This is a genomic window from Aeromonas sp. S9(2024), from assembly GCF_041403185.1.
Classification (GTDB): domain Bacteria; phylum Pseudomonadota; class Gammaproteobacteria; order Enterobacterales; family Aeromonadaceae; genus Aeromonas; species Aeromonas enteropelogenes.
Map to the genome: position 1 here is coordinate 1 of NZ_JBGLRE010000010.1, position 17,254 is coordinate 17,254.

15 protein-coding genes are annotated in these 17,254 nt (G+C 59.8%); 4 read left to right on the plus strand and 11 right to left on the minus strand.

Annotation, left to right across the window (positions count from 1 at the left end):
• From ACB028_RS15570 to ACB028_RS15580, 3 genes are all read right to left on the minus strand, one after another.
• Positions 1 to 2,491, minus strand: a 2,491-nt coding sequence (locus tag ACB028_RS15570) for a retention module-containing protein (RefSeq protein ID WP_371144667.1), incomplete at its 3' end; no start/stop codon positions are given.
• A gap of 236 nt (positions 2,492 to 2,727) precedes the next feature.
• Positions 2,728 to 4,389, minus strand: a complete 1,662-nt coding sequence (locus tag ACB028_RS15575) for a putative transporter (RefSeq protein WP_225633267.1) — start codon at positions 4,387 to 4,389, stop codon at positions 2,728 to 2,730.
• 115 nt (positions 4,390 to 4,504) lie between these two features.
• Positions 4,505 to 5,143, minus strand: coding sequence for a hemolysin III family protein (locus tag ACB028_RS15580; protein ID WP_042028321.1), 639 nt, complete (start codon positions 5,141 to 5,143; stop codon positions 4,505 to 4,507).
• Positions 5,144 to 5,317: 174 nt separating this feature from the next.
• On the opposite strand from ACB028_RS15580, the gene ACB028_RS15585 reads away from it, so the two are divergent.
• The 3 genes from ACB028_RS15585 (at position 5,318) to ACB028_RS15595 (ending at position 7,798) form a co-directional block, all read left to right on the plus strand.
• Positions 5,318 to 6,853: a pyridoxal-dependent decarboxylase gene (locus ACB028_RS15585; protein WP_371144668.1), complete on the plus strand. Its 1,536-nt coding sequence runs from the start codon at positions 5,318 to 5,320 to the stop codon at positions 6,851 to 6,853.
• Positions 6,854 to 6,925: 72 nt separating this feature from the next.
• On the plus strand, positions 6,926 to 7,477 hold the full coding sequence (locus tag ACB028_RS15590) for a septation protein A (RefSeq protein ID WP_026456166.1): 552 nt from the start codon (positions 6,926 to 6,928) through the stop codon (positions 7,475 to 7,477).
• A 24-nt stretch (positions 7,478 to 7,501) separates the two neighbouring features.
• A complete protein-coding gene (locus ACB028_RS15595) occupies positions 7,502 to 7,798 on the plus strand; it encodes a YciI family protein (RefSeq protein WP_026456167.1) in 297 nt (98 codons plus the stop codon).
• 85 nt (positions 7,799 to 7,883) lie between these two features.
• Here the strand turns inward: ACB028_RS15595 and cysQ are convergent, their stop codons facing one another.
• Positions 7,884 to 8,654 (minus strand): 3'(2'),5'-bisphosphate nucleotidase CysQ, encoded by a 771-nt coding sequence (gene cysQ, locus ACB028_RS15600; protein ID WP_371144669.1) that lies wholly within the window; start codon positions 8,652 to 8,654, stop codon positions 7,884 to 7,886.
• A 129-nt stretch (positions 8,655 to 8,783) separates the two neighbouring features.
• Positions 8,784 to 8,924, minus strand: coding sequence for a hypothetical protein (locus ACB028_RS15605; protein ID WP_371144670.1), 141 nt, complete (start codon positions 8,922 to 8,924; stop codon positions 8,784 to 8,786).
• Between the two features lie 413 nt (positions 8,925 to 9,337).
• Between ACB028_RS15605 and ACB028_RS15610 the strand changes: the two genes are divergently transcribed.
• The gene (locus ACB028_RS15610; RefSeq protein ID WP_371144671.1) at positions 9,338 to 11,248 is read left to right on the plus strand and encodes an enterotoxin; all 1,911 of its coding nucleotides are present in this window, start codon (positions 9,338 to 9,340) and stop codon (positions 11,246 to 11,248) included.
• 95 nt (positions 11,249 to 11,343) lie between these two features.
• Here ACB028_RS15610 and pdxJ read toward each other — a convergent pair whose 3' ends face one another.
• From pdxJ to lepA, 6 genes are all read right to left on the minus strand, one after another.
• Complete coding sequence (pdxJ, locus tag ACB028_RS15615; RefSeq protein ID WP_371144672.1) at positions 11,344 to 12,081, minus strand: pyridoxine 5'-phosphate synthase; 738 nt, start codon at positions 12,079 to 12,081, stop codon at positions 11,344 to 11,346.
• Between the two features lie 72 nt (positions 12,082 to 12,153).
• Positions 12,154 to 12,864 carry a DNA repair protein RecO gene (gene recO / locus ACB028_RS15620; protein WP_042028311.1) on the minus strand — a complete coding sequence of 237 codons (711 nt, stop codon included), beginning with the start codon at positions 12,862 to 12,864 and terminating at the stop codon, positions 12,154 to 12,156.
• Complete coding sequence (era, locus tag ACB028_RS15625; RefSeq protein WP_026456171.1) at positions 12,865 to 13,764, minus strand: GTPase Era; 900 nt, start codon at positions 13,762 to 13,764, stop codon at positions 12,865 to 12,867. It lies immediately after the preceding gene.
• 58 nt (positions 13,765 to 13,822) lie between these two features.
• On the minus strand, positions 13,823 to 14,494 hold the full coding sequence (rnc, locus tag ACB028_RS15630; protein WP_371144673.1) for a ribonuclease III: 672 nt from the start codon (positions 14,492 to 14,494) through the stop codon (positions 13,823 to 13,825).
• Positions 14,495 to 15,418 carry a signal peptidase I gene (gene lepB, locus ACB028_RS15635; protein ID WP_026456173.1) on the minus strand — a complete coding sequence of 308 codons (924 nt, stop codon included), beginning with the start codon at positions 15,416 to 15,418 and terminating at the stop codon, positions 14,495 to 14,497.
• Positions 15,419 to 15,421: 3 nt separating this feature from the next.
• Positions 15,422 to 17,215, minus strand: coding sequence for a translation elongation factor 4 (lepA, locus tag ACB028_RS15640; RefSeq protein WP_042028307.1), 1,794 nt, complete (start codon positions 17,213 to 17,215; stop codon positions 15,422 to 15,424).
• Positions 17,216 to 17,254: the final 39 nt, after the last annotated feature.

Consider the following 17,254-nt stretch of genomic DNA (forward strand, 5'->3'; position numbering starts at 1 on the left):
TGATGGTAAACACCGGCTGGTCGGCTTCGCTCACATCGCCATTGCTCTCGATGGTCACCGATACCTGGTCGCCCTGGCCCTGCGGCTCGTCGGTCACCGTGGTGGTCACCGTCTCCTGGCCCAGGGTCAGCTGCTCGAAGTTGTCCGCGCCGCTCACGCCGGTCAGTTTGGCGCTCAGGTCCGCCTGGCCACCGCTGTAGACGTCATCCCCGGCGGTCACTGTCACGCTGCCGCTGGTCTGGCCGGCAGCAATGGTGATGGTCTCGCCGTTGCTCAGGGTGAAGCTCAGGCCGTTGTGGCCATTCACCGGCAAACCGTCTTTGCTGGTCAGGGTCACGGTGTAGGTCACCTCACCCCCTTCGGCCACGGTAGTCTTGTCCGCCGTCAGGGTCGCCACCACCTCGCTTTCGGTGTCGCTGATCTGGACCCTGGCGTCGCCACCGAGCGTCAGGTTTTCAAAGCTCTTGCCGTCAACCACCGCCTCCTTCAGGCCCACGGTCAGGGTCTCGCCGTCCTTGAATACGTCGTCACCCTGCGCGTCCGGGCTGTAGGTCGCGCTGGTCTGGCCCTTGGCGATCACCACCTGTGCGCCGTTGCTCAGGGTGACGGTCAGGTCACTGTCCAGTGCCTGGCTCACCTTGATGGTAAACACCGGCTGGTCGGCTTCGCTCACATCGCCATTGCTCTCGATGGTCACCGATACCTGGTCGCCCTGGCCCTGCGGCTCGTCGGTCACCGTGGTGGTCACCGCCCCTGGCAGCGCTGGCGCCTGCTCGTAACCGCCGCCACTGGTCTCGCTCACGCTCACCCGGAACTGCTCGGCCGGCTCGGCGTAGACGTCATCCAAGGTCGCTACATCAAAGCTCACCGAGGTGGTACCCGCCTTGATGACCAGGTCGCGGGTCACCGCCTGCACATCCCCCTCGTTGGTGGTAATGTGACCCACCACCACCTTGACGGTCAGATCGGTTTTCGGCGCGTCGCTGATGGTCAGGGTGTAGTTCGCCTTGCCCCCCTCGACCACATTGGCATCGCCGGTCAGGGTCAGGGTCGGCGCATCCTGATCATCCACCACGGTATTGGTGATAGTGCCAGTGGTAACCACATTCTCGTAATTGCCGCCACTGGTCTTATCGATAGTGACGCTCAGTGACTCTTCACCTTGCTGATAAATGTCATCACCACGTACCGGCACCGGATCGCTGCTGGCGCTGCTGGCTCCCACCGGGATGGTGATGACCACGCCGTTGGAAAGGATCACGGTCAGCGGGCTGCCGCTCACCGGGTTGTTGACGCTGGCGGTGTAGACGATGCTGCCGCCCTCGACCACCTCCTGGCCGGCGGTGGCCGAGCTCAGGGTCACTGTGGTGGTGTCCACCGTATCGGCCACCTCGGTGGTCACCGTGCTGCTGGTATCCAGTTTTTCGTAGTTGCCGCCGCTGCTGCCAGTGATGCTCACCGTCAGGTTGCTGCCATCTTTGTAGACATCGTCGCCAGGCGCGGCGACCGTCACGCTGCCACTCAGCTCGCCTGCCTTGATGGTGATGCTCGCCCCGTTCGACAGGCTCAGCACCAGATCGCCTTGCGGCGCGTTGTTGACGCTGGCGCTGTAGGTGATCTGGCTCCCTTCATTGACCTGCGCCGGAGCGCTCAAGGTCACTGTGGTGGTGTCGACGGTGTCGTTAATCTCGGTGGTCGTCGAAGGACCGGTAATGATCTGATTGAAGCCACCACCCTGGGTGCCGGTGATCGCGACTGTGATGGTTGACGGATCGACATAAGGACTATCGCTGGGGGCTGCAACGGTCACTGAACCCGAGCTCTGGCCGGCTGGGATAGTGATAACGGCACCGTTGGAGAGAGTAACTATCAGATCGGTACCAAAAACCGGTGTATCCACTGACGCAGTGAAAGTGATAGTGCCACCTTCATTCACTTGAGGTGCTGCTGAGAGTGTCAGGTTGGTGGAGATAAATGTCTGCTCTTCCCCTCCCAGCGCATCGCGCGGGGGTTCAGCATTGGTGTTGTAGGTCGTGTCGAAACCGGCCTGGGAGATGGTGGTATCACCGGTACGGTCGATAGTGACGAAGCCACCGTTGCCGCTGGCACCGGCCACACCGCCCACGCCACCACCGGCGGCAGGAGCCCCGCCAGCAGCCGAGGCTTCAAAGGTCTGGGTCGGGTCGGCGCCCCCCAGGATCGCTTGTTGCAGCGCATTGATATCATCCGGCGCACCGGCTGTTCCATTTTGCGCCAGCAGGGTTTCTGCCTCTTGGACTTGTTCACGGGGTTCTTCTGCGGGGCTCAGGGTGAACTGTTGCTCCCCCCCGAGAAAACTCCCCCCCTCCGGAGAGATGATCACTGCACCTTTTGGCACTACATCACCTTCAGCCAACAGCTTGCGGCTGCCATCTGCGGCCAGCAGATAGACCTCTCCTTTCAGCTGGGTAACGGTTACGCCCTGTGCCAAGGTAATGCTATTGGTGATCATTTTCACTCCTGAGTCCTGTTTTTGGCATACAAAAAACCACAGCGTACTTTGCTCCTTGATGGTGCAAATAACCAGTTCGAAAATTCGAACAGATGGACCGATTTAAACCTCGAATTTTCAGCCAGACAGAAGGGTGTTGCAAAGCGGAGGTGTGGCAATAAAAGTGTTTTTTATCAATATATTGCAGATGATGATGGTAGGAGCCTGATCAGGCGGGCTCCCACCCGGACGGAATACTAGGCACCAGCCCAGAGGATGATGGCAAGCAGCTGCGGCGAGATGATCCGCAGGAACATGACCAGAGGGTAAACGGTGGCATAGGAGAGGGCGCTGGCCCCGCTGGTCGGATGCATGGCGTTGGCAAAAGCCAGGGCGGGGGGATCCGTCATGGAACCCGCCAGCAAACCGCACAGGGTGAGGTAGTTCATTTTGCCATAGAGGCGAGCAAGCACGCCGACCACCAGCAGCGGGATCAGGGTAATGGCGGCGCCATAGAGCATCCAGGCCGGGCCATCACCATTGATCAGGGTATCGACAAAGCCGGCACCCGATTTGAAGCCGACCACTGCCAGAAACAGCACTATGCCAATCTCTCGCAGCGCCAGGTTGGCGCTAGGGGGCATGAACCAGTAGAGCTTGCCGATGCTGCCGATCCGCGACAGGATCAGCGCCACCACCAGCGGCCCGCCCGCCAGCCCCAGCTTGAGGGCAGCGGGGAATCCCGGCAGATAGAAGGGGATGGATCCCAGCAGCACGCCGAGGCCAATACCGATGAACACCGGCAGCATCTGCACCTGCTGCAGTTTTTGTTGCACGTTGCCCACCACATTGGTGACCGCCTCGATGGCGTCGAGCCGCCCCACCAGGTTGAGGATGTCACCGAACTGCAGGCTGGTCTGACTGGTCGGCACCAGTTCGATACCAGCCCGGTTGAGGCGGGAGATCACCACATCGTACTTCTGCTTGATGTCGAGATCGCGGATCTTCTTGCCGAGCACCTGCTCGTTGGTAACCACTACCCGCTCCACCCGCAGATCGGTGCCACGGGTCGAGAGAGAGGTCTCCACCTCCTCTCCCAGCACCAGCAGCACTTTGTGCAGGGCGTGGCGTTCGCCAACCAGATGCAGCAAATCCCCAAGCTCGATGCGGGACTCGGGCTTGGGCACCATCAGTTCCTCGCCGCGCTTGAGGCGGGAGCAGATGACATCGGACTCGTCGAGGCTGGGGATCTCGCTTAGCATCAGACCATGCATGTTGGGGTTGCGCACCGCGATATTGATGGTCTGCAGGCTCTCCTTGGTCTTGCCGGTCTGCTGTTCGAACAGGGCGGCTTCATCGTCGATCTTGATGCGAAAGAAGACTCTCACCAGCCACATGGTGATCAGGATGCCGCAGATGCCGAATGGATAGGCCACCGCATAACCCATCCCCATCAGGCCGGTCGAACCGGGCGCGGCGCCGAGTTCGCCCAGGATCTGCTGACCGGCACCGAGTGATGGAGTATTGGTGACCGCGCCAGAGAAAACCCCGAGGATCACCGGCAGCGGCACATCAAACAGCTGATGCAGAACCACCGCCACCACGCAGCCGAGCAGCACCAGCAGGGCGGCAAAGCCGTTAAGCTTGAGCCCGGAGCTGCGCAAGGAGGAGAAAAAGCCCGGACCGACCTGGATGCCGATGGTATAGACAAACAGGATCAGGCCAAATTCCTGAATAAAATGAAGGGTCTGCGAATCCAGCGCCAAGCCGGAGACCCCTGCGAAGTGGCCCACTATGATGCCACCGAATAGCACCCCCCCTATTCCCAATCCAACGCCATAGACCCGCCAGTTGCCCAGCCACAGCCCCAGCACCGCCACCAGCGACAATATGCTGATGGAAAGCGCGATATCACTCATCTTGTGCATCCTTTGCGAATTGAAACTGTGACTAGCTTGTCAGTAAAAGCCGGGGCCAACTGTGTGATACCGCACGAATTTATCCTTTAAAACGGTGATAAATACCAATTAAGAGCTAGTCAGCAACATAACCATAGATGGCCGCAAAGTGACAAATGCTGCCCCCCAGCACGAACAGATGCCAGATGGCGTGGTTATAGGGAATGCGCTTGGCCACATAGAAGATGACCCCCAGGCTGTAGACCAGTCCACCCAGGGCGAGCAGCAGCAGGCCGGCACCGGCCAGGTGAATATAGAGCTGATAGATGACCAGCAGCGACAACCAGCCCAGCATCAGATAGGTAAAAAGCGACAACCGCTTGAATCGGTTGATGAAGACCAGCTTGAACACCACTCCCGCCAGCGCCAGCCCCCAAATAACCGCCATCAAGCCACGCGCCAGCGGCGTATCCAAAGTCACCAGCAGAAAAGGGGTATAGGTGCCCGCGATCAGCAGATAGATGGCGCAGTGGTCGAAGACCTTGCACCAGCGCCTGGCTTTTCCCTCCGCCACGCTGTGATAGAGGGTCGAGGCGAGGTAGAGCAATACCAGACTGCCCCCGTAGAGGCCATAGCTGACCAGCGCCCGGGTTCCCTGTTCCCATCCCTTGACGAGCAACAGCACCAGACCGACGATCCCCAGCAGCAGGCCCGCCCCATGGCTCAGCCGGTTGGCCAGCTCCTCCCGGGGGGAGTAATCCATCTCACCACTCATATACGCACTCCACGATAACTGGCTCCACTCTACCCAGCCCATTTTCAGTGTACAAGTGTTAGCTTAAAAAAGGGGATGGCTGTCCCCCTCCCCCCCTATGGTGTATGCTCTGCCGCCGACGCCCGCGACAAGGGACATGCACACCGACCCCGGTGATCTGGTCTGGAGAACCTGATGAAGCTGACTGAGCTGTTTACACAACCGACCCCGGCCTTTGGCGAGGCGATGACCGCCCTGCTGGAGCATTTTCACCACTCGGATGACAGCCAGGCTCCCTACCAGCGCAATCAGTTCACCCACCAGCTCGATCAGTCCCGCATGCCGACCCAGGGCATCAGCATCGACGACTATCTGGCCCGGCTGGCCATCCTGGTGCCCGGCGCCTCCCACCTCACCTCGCCACGCTACATGGGGCACATGACGGCACCATTACCGGCCTTCACCGCCGAGCTATCGCGCCTGCTGGTGATGCTCAACCAGAATCCGATGAAGATGGAGTCCTCCCGTCTGCTCAGCTTTCTGGAGCGGGAGGTTCTGGCCAAGCTGCACCGCCTCATCTACCGCGCCGATGACGACTTCTATGGCGAGCAGATGCATGCCAAGGATGCCGCCCTCGGCGTCATGACCAGCGGCGGCACCATCGCCAACGTCACCGCCCTCTGGCTGGCACGCAACCGAGCCTGTGGCGACAACCTGTTCGCCCTCTATGAGCAGGATTATCGCGGCGCCGTGATCCTGGGCTCGCGGCTGATGCACTACTCCTTCGACAAGGGGATGGATCTGCTGGGGCTGGGGGCCAGAAGCGTGTGGCGCCTCGACACCGACGAGCACAACCGGCTCGACCTGGCGGCGCTGGAGCAGGCCCTTGCCCGGTGCAAGGCACAGAAGCTGAAGGTGCTGGCACTGGTCGGCGTCGCCGGCAGTACCGACTTTGGCTCCATCGATCCCCTGCCGGAGCTTGCATCCATCGCCGAGCGCGAGCAGATCCACTTTCATGTGGATGCCGCCTGGGGCGGTCCGACCCTGTTCTCTCCCCGTTATCAGGGGCTGCTGGAGGGGATCGAGCGGGCCGATACCGTCACCCTGGATGGCCACAAGCAACTGCTGGTGCCGCTCGGTACCGGCATGCTGCTCTGCCGCCAGCCGGATCTGATGATGACGGTCAAGCGCGAGGCCCCCTACGCCATTCGTGCCAGCTCCTTTGATCAGGGACGCTTCACCCTGGAAGGAACCCGCCCCGCCAACGCCCTCTATCTGGACGCCGCCTTCCAGCTGTTTGGCCAGCAGGGCTACGCCAGCCTTATCGAGGCCAACTACGATCGGGCACGCCTGATGGCGGCGCTCATCGATGCGGATCCCGCCTTCGAGCTGATGTCGGCTCCCGTGATGAACCTGCTCTCCTATCGCTGCATTCCGCCCCATCTGCAGGGCAAGCCCCTGAACGAGGCTGCCAACGCGCAGATCAACGCCTTTAATGTCGCCCTGCAAAAGGCCCAGCGGGCCGAGGGGCACAGCTTTGTCTCCCGTACCCAGCGGGCTGTGGTGCGCTACGGTGTCCAGCCCCTCACCCTGTTGCGGGCCGTGCTGCTCAATCCGCTTATCGAAGAGCGCCATATTCGCGAGCTACTGGCGGATCAGAAACGCCTCGGCGGCGAGATTGCCGGCCAGATGTTCGACCAGAGTAGCGACAGGGAACCGGATGCAAAATGAGCGGTCTTATTCATTTGCCGTTATCCACCTTGCAGGTAAACTGAACCAAATTTTGAGGGCAATGGGCCAGACATGAAGCAATTTATTGAATTTATTCCACTTATTGTATTTTTTGCCGTATACAAGTTCTACGACATCTATATGGCTACCGGCGCCCTGGTGGTGGTGACCGGCCTGCAGCTCATCTATGGCTGGGTGCGCTATCGCAAGGTCGAGAAGATGCAGCTGTTCACCTTCCTGCTGGTCGGCTTCTTCGGCGGTCTCACCGTCTTCTTCCACGATGACGCCTTCATCAAGTGGAAGGTGACCGTGGTCAACGCCCTGTTTGCCCTGGGGCTGCTCATCAGCCGCTACGGCTTTGGCAAGAACCTGATCAAGCAGATGCTGGCCAAGGAGCTACAAGCCCCAGATGCCATCTGGGACAAGGTCAACCTCGGCTGGGTCGGCTTCTTCACCGTCTGTGGTCTGCTCAACCTCTATGTGGCATTCAATCTGCCGCAGGAGATCTGGGTCAACTTCAAGGTATTCGGCCTGCTCGGCATGACCCTGGTCTTTACCCTGCTAAGCGGTGCCTACCTCTATCGCCACCTGCCCGCCGAGCAGAAAGGCGAGCTGAAAAAATAATCGCATCAAGAAAAGGACGCTCTCATGTGGTATCTCATCTATTCGGAAGATGTTCCCAACAGCCTGCCGCTGCGCAAACAGGCTCGCCCCGCTCACCTGGCCCGTCTGCAGGCACTGCAGGATGAGGGGCGCCTGCTGACCGCCGGCCCCAACCCGGCCATTGATGCTGAGGATCCGGCCGATGCCGGCTTCACCGGCAGTACTGTCATCGCCGAGTTTGCCAGCCTGGCAGATGCCCGGGCCTGGGCCGATGCCGATCCCTATGTGGCGGCCGGCATCTATGCCAGCGTCACGGTCAAACCGTTCAAGAAGGTCTTTTAAGAGACCGCTGCCGCAAAGGATGGATGCAAAGAGGCCGGACACTGTCCGGCCTCTTTTTTCTGCCTCGGCTGCCGGCAACGCCCGATCAGGCCTTCGCGACAAACCAGGGATTGAGGATATCCGGCTTGTTGTAGACAAGGGGCTCGCCATCGAGCCGGGTCACGCTGCCGCCGGCCCCCTCCAGTACCGCCTGGGCGGCCCCCGTGTCCCACTCGCAGGTAGGCGCAAGACGGGGATAGAGCTCGGCGCCCCCCTCGGCGATGATGCAGAACTTGAGAGAGCTGCCCATGGAGACCAGCTCAATCTCGCCCCGTTCCATGTCACCAAAGCGTGCCAGATAGTCGAGGGTCTCCCGGGAGAGGTGATTGCGGCTGCCCACCACCCGCCAGGGGCTTCCTTCCCGGTGTGGGCGTGTCTGGATGGCCTCACACTTGCCATCGGCGATGCACCAGGCACCGAGTCCCTTGCCGCCATACCAAAGCTTGTCCAGCACGGGAGCGTAGACCAGCCCCCAGCGCGGTGCCCCCTCTGCAATCAGCGCGATATTGACGGTGAACTCGCCGTTGCGGGAGACAAACTCCTTGGTGCCATCCAAAGGATCCACCAACCAGTAGCGCCGCCACTCCAGCCGCTCGGCCATCACTTGCGGGCCCGACTCCTCCGACAGCACGGGGATATCCGGCGTGAGCTTGGCAAGCTCTCGCACTATCACCTCGTGGGCCCCCTTGTCGGCGGCAGTGAGCGGGCTCTCGTCACTCTTGTACTCTACCGCAAAGGGCTGGCTGTAGATGGCCATGATGGCCTCCCCCGCGGCGCGGGCAACGGGTTCAATCTCGGCAATCTCGGGTCGGTACATAAGGGGCTCTTCCAGTGTGCAGGCCAGTCAGTGTAACCCTTTTGACATCAATCGCTTATAGCTTATTGCTCTGAGCTATGTCCTTCGGTTGCGACCTTGAGCTGGTATGCATCTGCGTGCAATCAAGAGTCAGGAACCACCTACATGGCGCACGCTAGAGGCCGCTTCTCCCGGGATGGCATCATAGGTATTCAGAGTAATGAAGCGACGCTTTTCAGCTATTTGCACAGACTCTTCTGCCGAAGCGATGTGTTGAAACAAAGATTTCATTTCGTTTCCATCCATCATGATTCGATGATAAAGCCACAACAAAGCCTTTCTCCTGTGCAAGAGAACACAGTGACTCGCTACACATAAATCTCAAAAAACTTCGATACCTTTCTTTTTGTGATCTTACTCATAGAGCAGGCTGCACTCTGTTTTGTTGTGCAGGCCACAAGCATATGGTTTTGAAACGGATCGAAACTTTTTCTGATGACCAGACGGGCAAGGGTGGTGGAATGAAAGGGATGCAGGGTCTTGTCCTGCGAGATAAACAGGAGAGCCACCTGTATCAACTGGTGGCTGACAGCCACTTTCCGATACGCCACCTTGGGTTTGTTCGAATCTCCCCATCCACAAGCCACAGGAGGCAACCCGCCGGCACACCATTCTGACCTTTCCACAACCGCACGGAGACAACCATGCACTCACGTACCGCGAGCATGACGCTGCTGGTCATGCTGACCCTACCCACCTTCGCCCGAGCCGAGGTGATGTCGCTGGAGGGAAACCAGTACCGCATCACCGTCGAGACAGCGGCCGACCAGTTCCGAGAGATCACCTTCACCAATACTGCCAACGGCGATCTCATCCGCTCGAACAACCTGTTTGATATCAAAGGTATGGATGATCGGCTGACCTCATCGGCCGACTTCAGAGTCACGGCGTTCGCCAAGGTGCAAGACCATATCAACATAGAGTTGAAAAACGCCGACTTCGTGGTCAAAAGCGCTATCCGGCTGCCCTCGAACAAAAGCTACGCCAGCATTGATTTCTCACTGGGCACTCGGCAAAACGACCTGCGGATCAACGGTTTTTCTATGCTGCCATTTTGCACCCAGGCCCCGTTCGTCTATGGCGCCATCAACAGCTCCCCCATCATCAGCGACAGCTTCTTCATCACGCCGCAGAATCCACTGGTCAACACCCGTGCCTACGAGGGGGGCGTCAGCCAACTTGTCTCCCTCAAACTCCCCCTCTCGCAGGACAAACCGCTCAGCTATCGCACCTATATCGGCACTTTCGGTGAGGGCCAGCTCAGACGCGACTTCAACCGCTTTATCAATGACGCCCGCGACAGACCTTACGCCCCCTATCTGCACTACAACTCCTGGCTCGACATAGGCTTCTTCACTCCTTACACCGAAGCCGAGGCACTAAAGCGTATCAACCAGATTGGCGAGGCGTTGGTCAAACAGCGTGGGGTACCCGTAAACGGCTTTCTGTTTGATGATGGCTGGGACAATCGCAAGGGCAACTGGGCATTTAGCAAGGACTTCCCCGACGGTTTTCACAAACTGAAAAAAGCTGCCGAAAAATACCATGCCCAGCTCGGGATCTGGCTTTCCCCTTGGGGCGGCTACAACAAGCCAAGGGATGAGCGGATTTCCCATGCCGCCGAGTTCGGGTATGAGCTGAGCGATGGCAAGTTCGCCCTCTCGGGCCCGATCTACTATCAAAACTTCCACCAGAAGGTGATGTCGCTCATCAAGGAACAGGGGGTTACTCACTTCAAGTTCGACGGGACCGGCAATGCGGACAAGCTGATCAAGGGGAGCCGCTTCACCAGCGACTTCGATGCCGCTATCAATCTCATCGCGGATGCGCGGGCCACCAACAAGGATGTGTTTATCAACCTGACCACGGGTACTACGGCCTCCCCCGCCTGGCTGTTCTTCGCCGACTCCATCTGGCGCGGCGGCGATGACATCAACTTCTACGGTCCGGGCTCCAAGGTTCAGCAATGGATCACCTATCGGGATGCCGAAACCTATCGCTCTATCGTCAAAAACGGTCCCCTGTTTCCGCTCAACTCCCTGATGCTGCACGGATTGGTCTATGCCAAGCAGGCCAAACATCTGGACAAGCAGTCACCGCAGGACTTTGCCGATCAGGCCTGGAGCTACTTCGCCACCGGTACCCAGCTGCAGGAGCTCTACCTCACTCCCGAGCTGCTGACCGGTGAGAACTGGGATCTGCTGGCCAGGGCGGCGCTCTGGTCACGCCAGAACCAGGACACTCTGTTTGATAGCCACTGGATCGGCGGCGATCCCACCCTGCAGGAAGTCTACGGCTGGGCCGCGTGGAGCCCCGACAGAGCATTTATCACCTTGCGCAATCCGTCGAGCCAGCCTCAACAATTCCTGCTGGAACCACAGCGTCAACTTGAGATCCCGTCGGGGGAGGCAAGCTACTTCGAGGTTCGGTCACGCTATGGCAACAACCCGACCGTCCCCTCTTCGCTTGGCAATGGCGCCGTCATCAAGCTGGCACCGCTGGAGCTCATTACCCTTGAACTGACTCCCTCCATTGAGCTGGCCCCCGCCAGCTAGCAAACCACAGGCCAGGCACAATTCAGCATGCCGGGCTGCACTGATAAAAAGGGACGCCGCAGCGTCCCTTTTTATCTCTTGTCAGTCTCGGCCGATCAGATCCCCTGACGGGCTTCCTGCATCAGTGCACGCATATCGCTGACCGCCTTGGCCAGGCCGTCGAAGGCGGCGCGACCGATAATGGCGTGGCCAATGTTGAGTTCATAGAGCTCGGGAATGGCGGCGATGGCCTTGACGTTGTGATAGTGCAGGCCGTGGCCGGCATTGACCTTGAGTCCCTTGCCGGCGGCATAGGAGGCACCGGCGGCGATACGCTTGAACTCGGCGTTGCGCTCGGCATCCGTGATGGCATCGGCGTAGCGACCGGTGTGGATCTCGATAAAGGGAGCGCCGCTCGCGGCGGCCGCATCGATCTGGACCGGATCGGCATCGATAAACAGCGACACCTGGGCACCGACGGCAGAGAGGCGAGCCACCGCATCGGTCACCTTGTCCAGCTGGCCGGCTACGTCCAGGCCACCCTCGGTAGTCACCTCGGTGCGCTTCTCCGGCACCAGGCAGACGAAGTGAGGCTTGATACGGCAGGCGATGCCGATCATCTCCTCGGTCACAGCCATCTCTAGGTTCATCCTGGTCTGGATCGTCTGGCGCAGGATCTCCACGTCACGGTCGGTGATGTGGCGGCGATCTTCCCGCAGGTGCACCGTGATGCCATCGGCACCGGCCTGCTCGGCCACGAAGGCTGCCTGTACCGGATCCGGGTACTGGGTGCCGCGGGCATTGCGCAGGGTGGCGATATGGTCGATGTTCACACCCAGGTAGATTTCACTCATGACGACTCCTTGAAACACTTCATTTGTTGACTGTGCGGCTGCCGCCTTGGCGCCAGCTCCGATATCCGTATGTCAGCCTTGCATGCTGGCTTTGCGTTTCAAAAACAGCTCCCGGCTCTTGAGTTGGCGTTTGCCGAGATAGGGTTGCAAGGCCAGCCGGCTGAAACGCTTGGCCGCCTGCAGCAGGGGGGGAGTATCGAAACGTCCCTCGGCGAAGGCCAGCAGGTGGGCACCGAGGAACAGGGTACGGGGATCCGGCGCTCGCTCGCAAGCGACAAAGCCCAATTCGCGCTCGAAACCGTAGAGCAGTTCGGGCTGGATCGGCGCATCGTCGTCGGCGGCATATTCGAAGTCCACCGCATAACCGAGGGCCTGCAACAGCAGGAATTCGAAGCGTCGCAAGGGCAGCTCCGGGGTCTCGCCATCCGCCAGCGCCATGATGGCACGGGCATAGGCATCAAACACCTCGGGGAAGGGGGTATGGGCTTCCAGCAGGTAGTAGACCAGCTCGTTGAGATAGAGGCCGTAGAAGAGGCGATCGCCCCCTAAGCGCAGGGAGTGATCCGGGCACTCCACCTGGGTGAGGTTCTTGAGATCTCCCTTGCCACGCCAGGCGATGGTGAGCAGGGTAAAGGGCTGCAGCAGCCCCTTCAGAGGGGAGCGTGGCCCGCGGGAACCGCGAGCCACCAGGGTAAAGCGACCACTATCCTGGGTGAATACCTCGACCAGCTGGCTGGTCTCCCGATAGGGCCGACTGTGGATGACGAAAGCCGGGGTCAGCAATCAATCGTCACCATACCCGAGACTGCGCAGGGCGCGCTCGTCATCGGCCCAGCCCGCCTTGACCTTGACCCACAGCTCCAGGTGCACCTTGTTCTGGAACAGCCGTTCCATGTCGAGGCGTGCTTCTGTGCCTATGGTCTTGATCTTCTCACCCTTGTTGCCGATGACCATCTTCTTCTGGCCATCGCGCTCCACCAGGATCAGGGCATTGATGTGGAAGATGCCGCTCTCTTCAACCTTGAAGCGCTCGATCTCCACCGTCACCGAGTAGGGCAGCTCCTCGCCGGTGAAACGCATCAGCTTCTCGCGGATGATCTCGGAGGCCATGAAACGGGAGGAGCGGTCTGTCACGTAATCTTCCGGGAAGAAGTGCACATTCTCCGGTAGCAGATCCTTGGCCCACTCGCGGATCTTGGCCACGTTGGTGCCCTTCTGGGCGCTAATGGGCAGGATGTGGGAGAAGGCCATCTGCTGACCCAGCCACTCGAGGTGGGGGAGCAGTTCTTCCTTCTCCTTGACGTTGTCGACCTTGTTGACCGCCAGCACCACAGGGCACTTGAGGTGGCGCAATTTGCCCAGCACCATCTCGTCATCCTTGGTCCAGTGGGTACCGTCGACTACGAACACTACCATGGCCACGTCTCCCAGCGAACTGGTGGCGGCGCGGTTCATCAGGCGGTTGATGGCCCGCTTCTCTTCGATGTGCAGACCCGGGGTGTCCACATAGATGGTCTGGTAGTTATCCTCGGTGTCGATCCCCAGGATCCGGTGACGGGTGGTCTGGGGCTTCTTCGAGGTGATGCTGACCTTCTGGCCAAGCAGCTTGTTGAGCAGAGTGGACTTGCCCACGTTGGGGCGGCCCACGATGGCGACAAAGCCGCAGTAGGTAGTATCTGTCATGACAGTTTTTCCAATGCCTGTTGTGTTGAAAGACCGCGGCCTCTTGCATCAATAGCAGTCATGACAGTCTTTCCAATGCTTGCTGCGCCGCGGCCTGTTCGGCCTTGCGGCGACTGGTGCCGACCCCGACCAGCGGACCATCCAGACCTTCCACCTCGCACTGCACGGTGAACTCCTGGTTGTGGGCCTCGCCCTTGACATTGGTCACTGTATAGGTCGGCAGGGATTTGCGGCTTCCCTGCAGAATTTCTTGCAGACGGGTCTTGGGATCCTTCTGCTCTATGCCCGGCTTGATCTCCTCCAGGCGGCTGGCATACCAGCCCAGCAGCAGGGTCCGGATCGTCTCGAGATTGGAGTCCAGATAGATGGCGCCAATCACCGCCTCGACCGTGTCGGCCAGGATGGACTCACGGCGAAAACCGCCGCTTTTCAGCTCACCCGGCCCCAGGATCAGGTGATCCCCGAGGTCGAACTCCCGGCCCAGCTCGGCCAGGGTCTTCTCGCGCACCAGGGTGGCACGCATCCGGCTGAGATCCCCTTCCGCCGCTTGCGGGAAGCGGTGGAACAGATCATCGGCAATCACCAGACTCAAAATGGAGTCCCCCAGAAATTCCAGTCGCTCGTTGTGACGGGAACCGGCGCTGCGGTGAGTCAGCGCCCGGGTCAGCAATTCTTGATCCTGAAAGACATGCCCGAGACGGGACTGCAGTCTGTTCATCTTGATATTCATTTACTTGATTCCGCCAATGCGGTTGAAGCGCACCCCTGTCGGTACCCAGCTTGGCAGCAGGGAGCCTTCTTCGCGCTCAAATTCAAAACTTATCCAGATAGCGACCGCCTTGCCGACCAGATTCTGCTCGGGCACGAAGCCCCAGAAACGGCTGTCGGTACTGTTGTCACGGTTGTCGCCCATCACGAAGTATTGCCCCTCCGGCACCACCCATTCGTCTGGGTAGGTGCCCGGCTGGCGATAGTAACGGCCGACCATATCGGGCATCAGCGGATTGCGCAGGGTCTCGTGGGAGACGTCGCCCAACTGCTCGGTATAGCGGTCAAGGGGGATCCCCATCTGGGTAAATTCACCTCTTTGTTCAAACTTGATGTCGAGCTTCTTGAAGCCCGGGCACGTTTTCCCTTCCTGCTCCTCGCACTTGGGCCGGATCATCAGCTCCTTGTTGCGATAGATAACGCGATCCCCTGGCATGCCGACTACCCGCTTGATGTAGTCCACCCGCGGTTCGAGCGGGTACTTGAACACCACCACATCACCGCGTTTGGGCTCACCGGTCTCGAGGAACTTGGTGTTGGTCACCGGATCCCGCAGACCGTAGGCAAACTTCTCCACCAGGATGAAGTCGCCCACCAGCAGGGTGGGCATCATGGAGCCTGACGGGATCTGGAACGGCTCGAAGATGAACGAACGCAATACCAACACGAAGGTGATGACAGGGAAGATCCCGGCGGTCTGTTCGATCCAGACCGGCACGGGAGCGACCTTGGCCAGGGTCTTCTCGTCCAGATTGGCGCCGCCGTGGGCACGGGCCACGGCGATCTTGGCCGCGCGCTGCTTGGACCAGATCATCTTGTCCAGGCACCAGATAACACCGGTGATCGCGCAGACCACCACCAGGATCAGGGAAAACGTGCTAGCCATCTATCAATCCTTTCCGACGTGGAGAATCGCGAGGAAAGCCTCCTGCGGCACGTCGACACGGCCCAGGGACTTCATCCGCTTCTTACCTTCTTTCTGCTTGTTCAGCAGCTTTTTCTTCCGGCTCACGTCACCACCGTAACACTTGGCGGTCACGTCCTTGCGCAGGGCCTTGACGGTGCTGCGGGCGATGATCTGGTTGCCGATGGCAGCCTGGATGGCGATGTCGAACATCTGGCGCGGGATCAGCTCGCGCATCTTCTCCACCACCTGACGGCCGCGATACTGGGCGTTGTCCTTGTGGGTGATGATGGCCAGGGCGTCGACGCGCTCGCCGTTGATCATGATGTCCAGACGGACCATGTCGGAGGTTTCGAAGCGCTTGAAGCCGTAATCCAGGGAGGCGTAGCCGCGGCTGGTGGACTTGAGGCGGTCGAAGAAGTCGAGCACCACTTCCGCCATCGGGATCTCATAGGTCAGCGCCACCTGCTTGCCGTGGTAGACCATGTTGGTCTGCACGCCACGCTTCTCGATACAGAGGGTAATCACGTTGCCCATGTACTCCTGCGGCAGCAGGATGTGACACTCGGCGATCGGCTCGCGCATCTCCTTGATGCTGGTGATGGCAGGCATCTGGGCCGGGCTGTCGATGTGGATGGTGGTGCCATCGGTCTGCTCAATCTGGTAGACCACGGTCGGCGCCGTGGTGATCAGATCCAGATCGTATTCACGCTCCAGACGCTCCTGAATGATCTCCATATGCAGCATGCCGAGGAAGCCGCAACGGAAGCCAAAGCCCAGCGCGGTGGAGCTCTCCGGTTCATAGAACAGGGACGCGTCGTTGAGCGACAGCTTCTCCAGCGCATCGCGGAAGGACTCGTAGTCATCGCTGGAGATGGGGAACAGGCCCGCATAGACCTGCGGCTTCACCTTCTTGAAACCCGCCAGCGCCTTCTCGGCACCGTGCTTGGCCAGAGTCAGGGTATCGCCCACCGGCGCGCCGTGGATGTCCTTGATGCCGCAGACAACCCAACCTACCTCGCCACAACCCAGGCCGTCGGTATCCACCTGCTTGGGGGTGAAGATACCGATGCGATCGACGCCCCAGGTCTGGCCGGTGCTCATGACCTTGATCTTGTCGTTCTTCTTGAGCGAACCGTTCTTGATCCGCACTAGGGAGACGACGCCCAGGTAGGAGTCGAACCAGGAGTCGATGATCAGCGCCTGCAGCGGAGCGTTCGGGTCACCTTCCGGTGCCGGGATCCTGGCCACGATCTCTTCCAGCACCAGATCGACGCCGAGGCCGGTCTTGGCGGAGCAGCGCACCGCATCCACCGCATCGATGCCGACGATATCCTCGATCTCTTCGGCAACACGCTCCGGCTCGGCAGCCGGCAGGTCAATCTTGTTCAGCACCGGCACCACTTCCAGATCCATTTCCATGGCGGTGTAGCAGTTGGCCAGAGTCTGTGCCTCAACCCCCTGGCCGGCATCCACTACCAGCAGTGCCCCTTCACAGGCCGCCAAAGAGCGGGAAACCTCGTAGGAGAAATCCACGTGGCCCGGGGTATCGATAAAGTTCAGCTGGTAGGTGTTACCGTCTTGTGCCTGGTAGTTCAGGGTCACACTCTGCGCCTTGATGGTTATGCCGCGCTCGCGCTCCAGCTCCATGGAGTCAAGCACCTGAGCCTGCATCTCGCGGTCGGAGAGGCCGCCGCAAGTCTGGATCAGACGGTCCGACAGGGTCGATTTACCGTGGTCGATGTGCGCAATAATCGAGAAGTTACGAATGTGTTTCATCGAGCAAGAGTCACTCAAAATTGGTTTAAGGTCGGTTAT

What these genes read in the sequence shown, in the direction of transcription:
- ACB028_RS15575 (WP_225633267.1), bottom strand. Translation starts at nt 4,389, where the DNA reads ATGAGTGATATCGCGCTTTCCATCAGCATATTGTCGCTGGTGGCGGTG.
- ACB028_RS15580 (WP_042028321.1), bottom strand. Translation starts at nt 5,143, where the DNA reads ATGAGTGGTGAGATGGATTACTCCCCCCGGGAGGAGCTGGCCAACCGG.
- ACB028_RS15585 (WP_371144668.1), top strand. Translation starts at nt 5,318, where the DNA reads ATGAAGCTGACTGAGCTGTTTACACAACCGACCCCGGCCTTTGGCGAG.
- ACB028_RS15590 (WP_026456166.1), top strand. Translation starts at nt 6,926, where the DNA reads ATGAAGCAATTTATTGAATTTATTCCACTTATTGTATTTTTTGCCGTA.
- ACB028_RS15595 (WP_026456167.1), top strand. Translation starts at nt 7,502, where the DNA reads ATGTGGTATCTCATCTATTCGGAAGATGTTCCCAACAGCCTGCCGCTG.
- cysQ (WP_371144669.1), bottom strand. Translation starts at nt 8,654, where the DNA reads ATGTACCGACCCGAGATTGCCGAGATTGAACCCGTTGCCCGCGCCGCG.
- ACB028_RS15605 (WP_371144670.1), bottom strand. Translation starts at nt 8,924, where the DNA reads ATGAAATCTTTGTTTCAACACATCGCTTCGGCAGAAGAGTCTGTGCAA.
- ACB028_RS15610 (WP_371144671.1), top strand. Translation starts at nt 9,338, where the DNA reads ATGCACTCACGTACCGCGAGCATGACGCTGCTGGTCATGCTGACCCTA.
- pdxJ (WP_371144672.1), bottom strand. Translation starts at nt 12,081, where the DNA reads ATGAGTGAAATCTACCTGGGTGTGAACATCGACCATATCGCCACCCTG.
- era (WP_026456171.1), bottom strand. Translation starts at nt 13,764, where the DNA reads ATGACAGATACTACCTACTGCGGCTTTGTCGCCATCGTGGGCCGCCCC.
- rnc (WP_371144673.1), bottom strand. Translation starts at nt 14,494, where the DNA reads ATGAATATCAAGATGAACAGACTGCAGTCCCGTCTCGGGCATGTCTTT.
- lepB (WP_026456173.1), bottom strand. Translation starts at nt 15,418, where the DNA reads ATGGCTAGCACGTTTTCCCTGATCCTGGTGGTGGTCTGCGCGATCACC.
- lepA (WP_042028307.1), bottom strand. Translation starts at nt 17,215, where the DNA reads ATGAAACACATTCGTAACTTCTCGATTATTGCGCACATCGACCACGGT.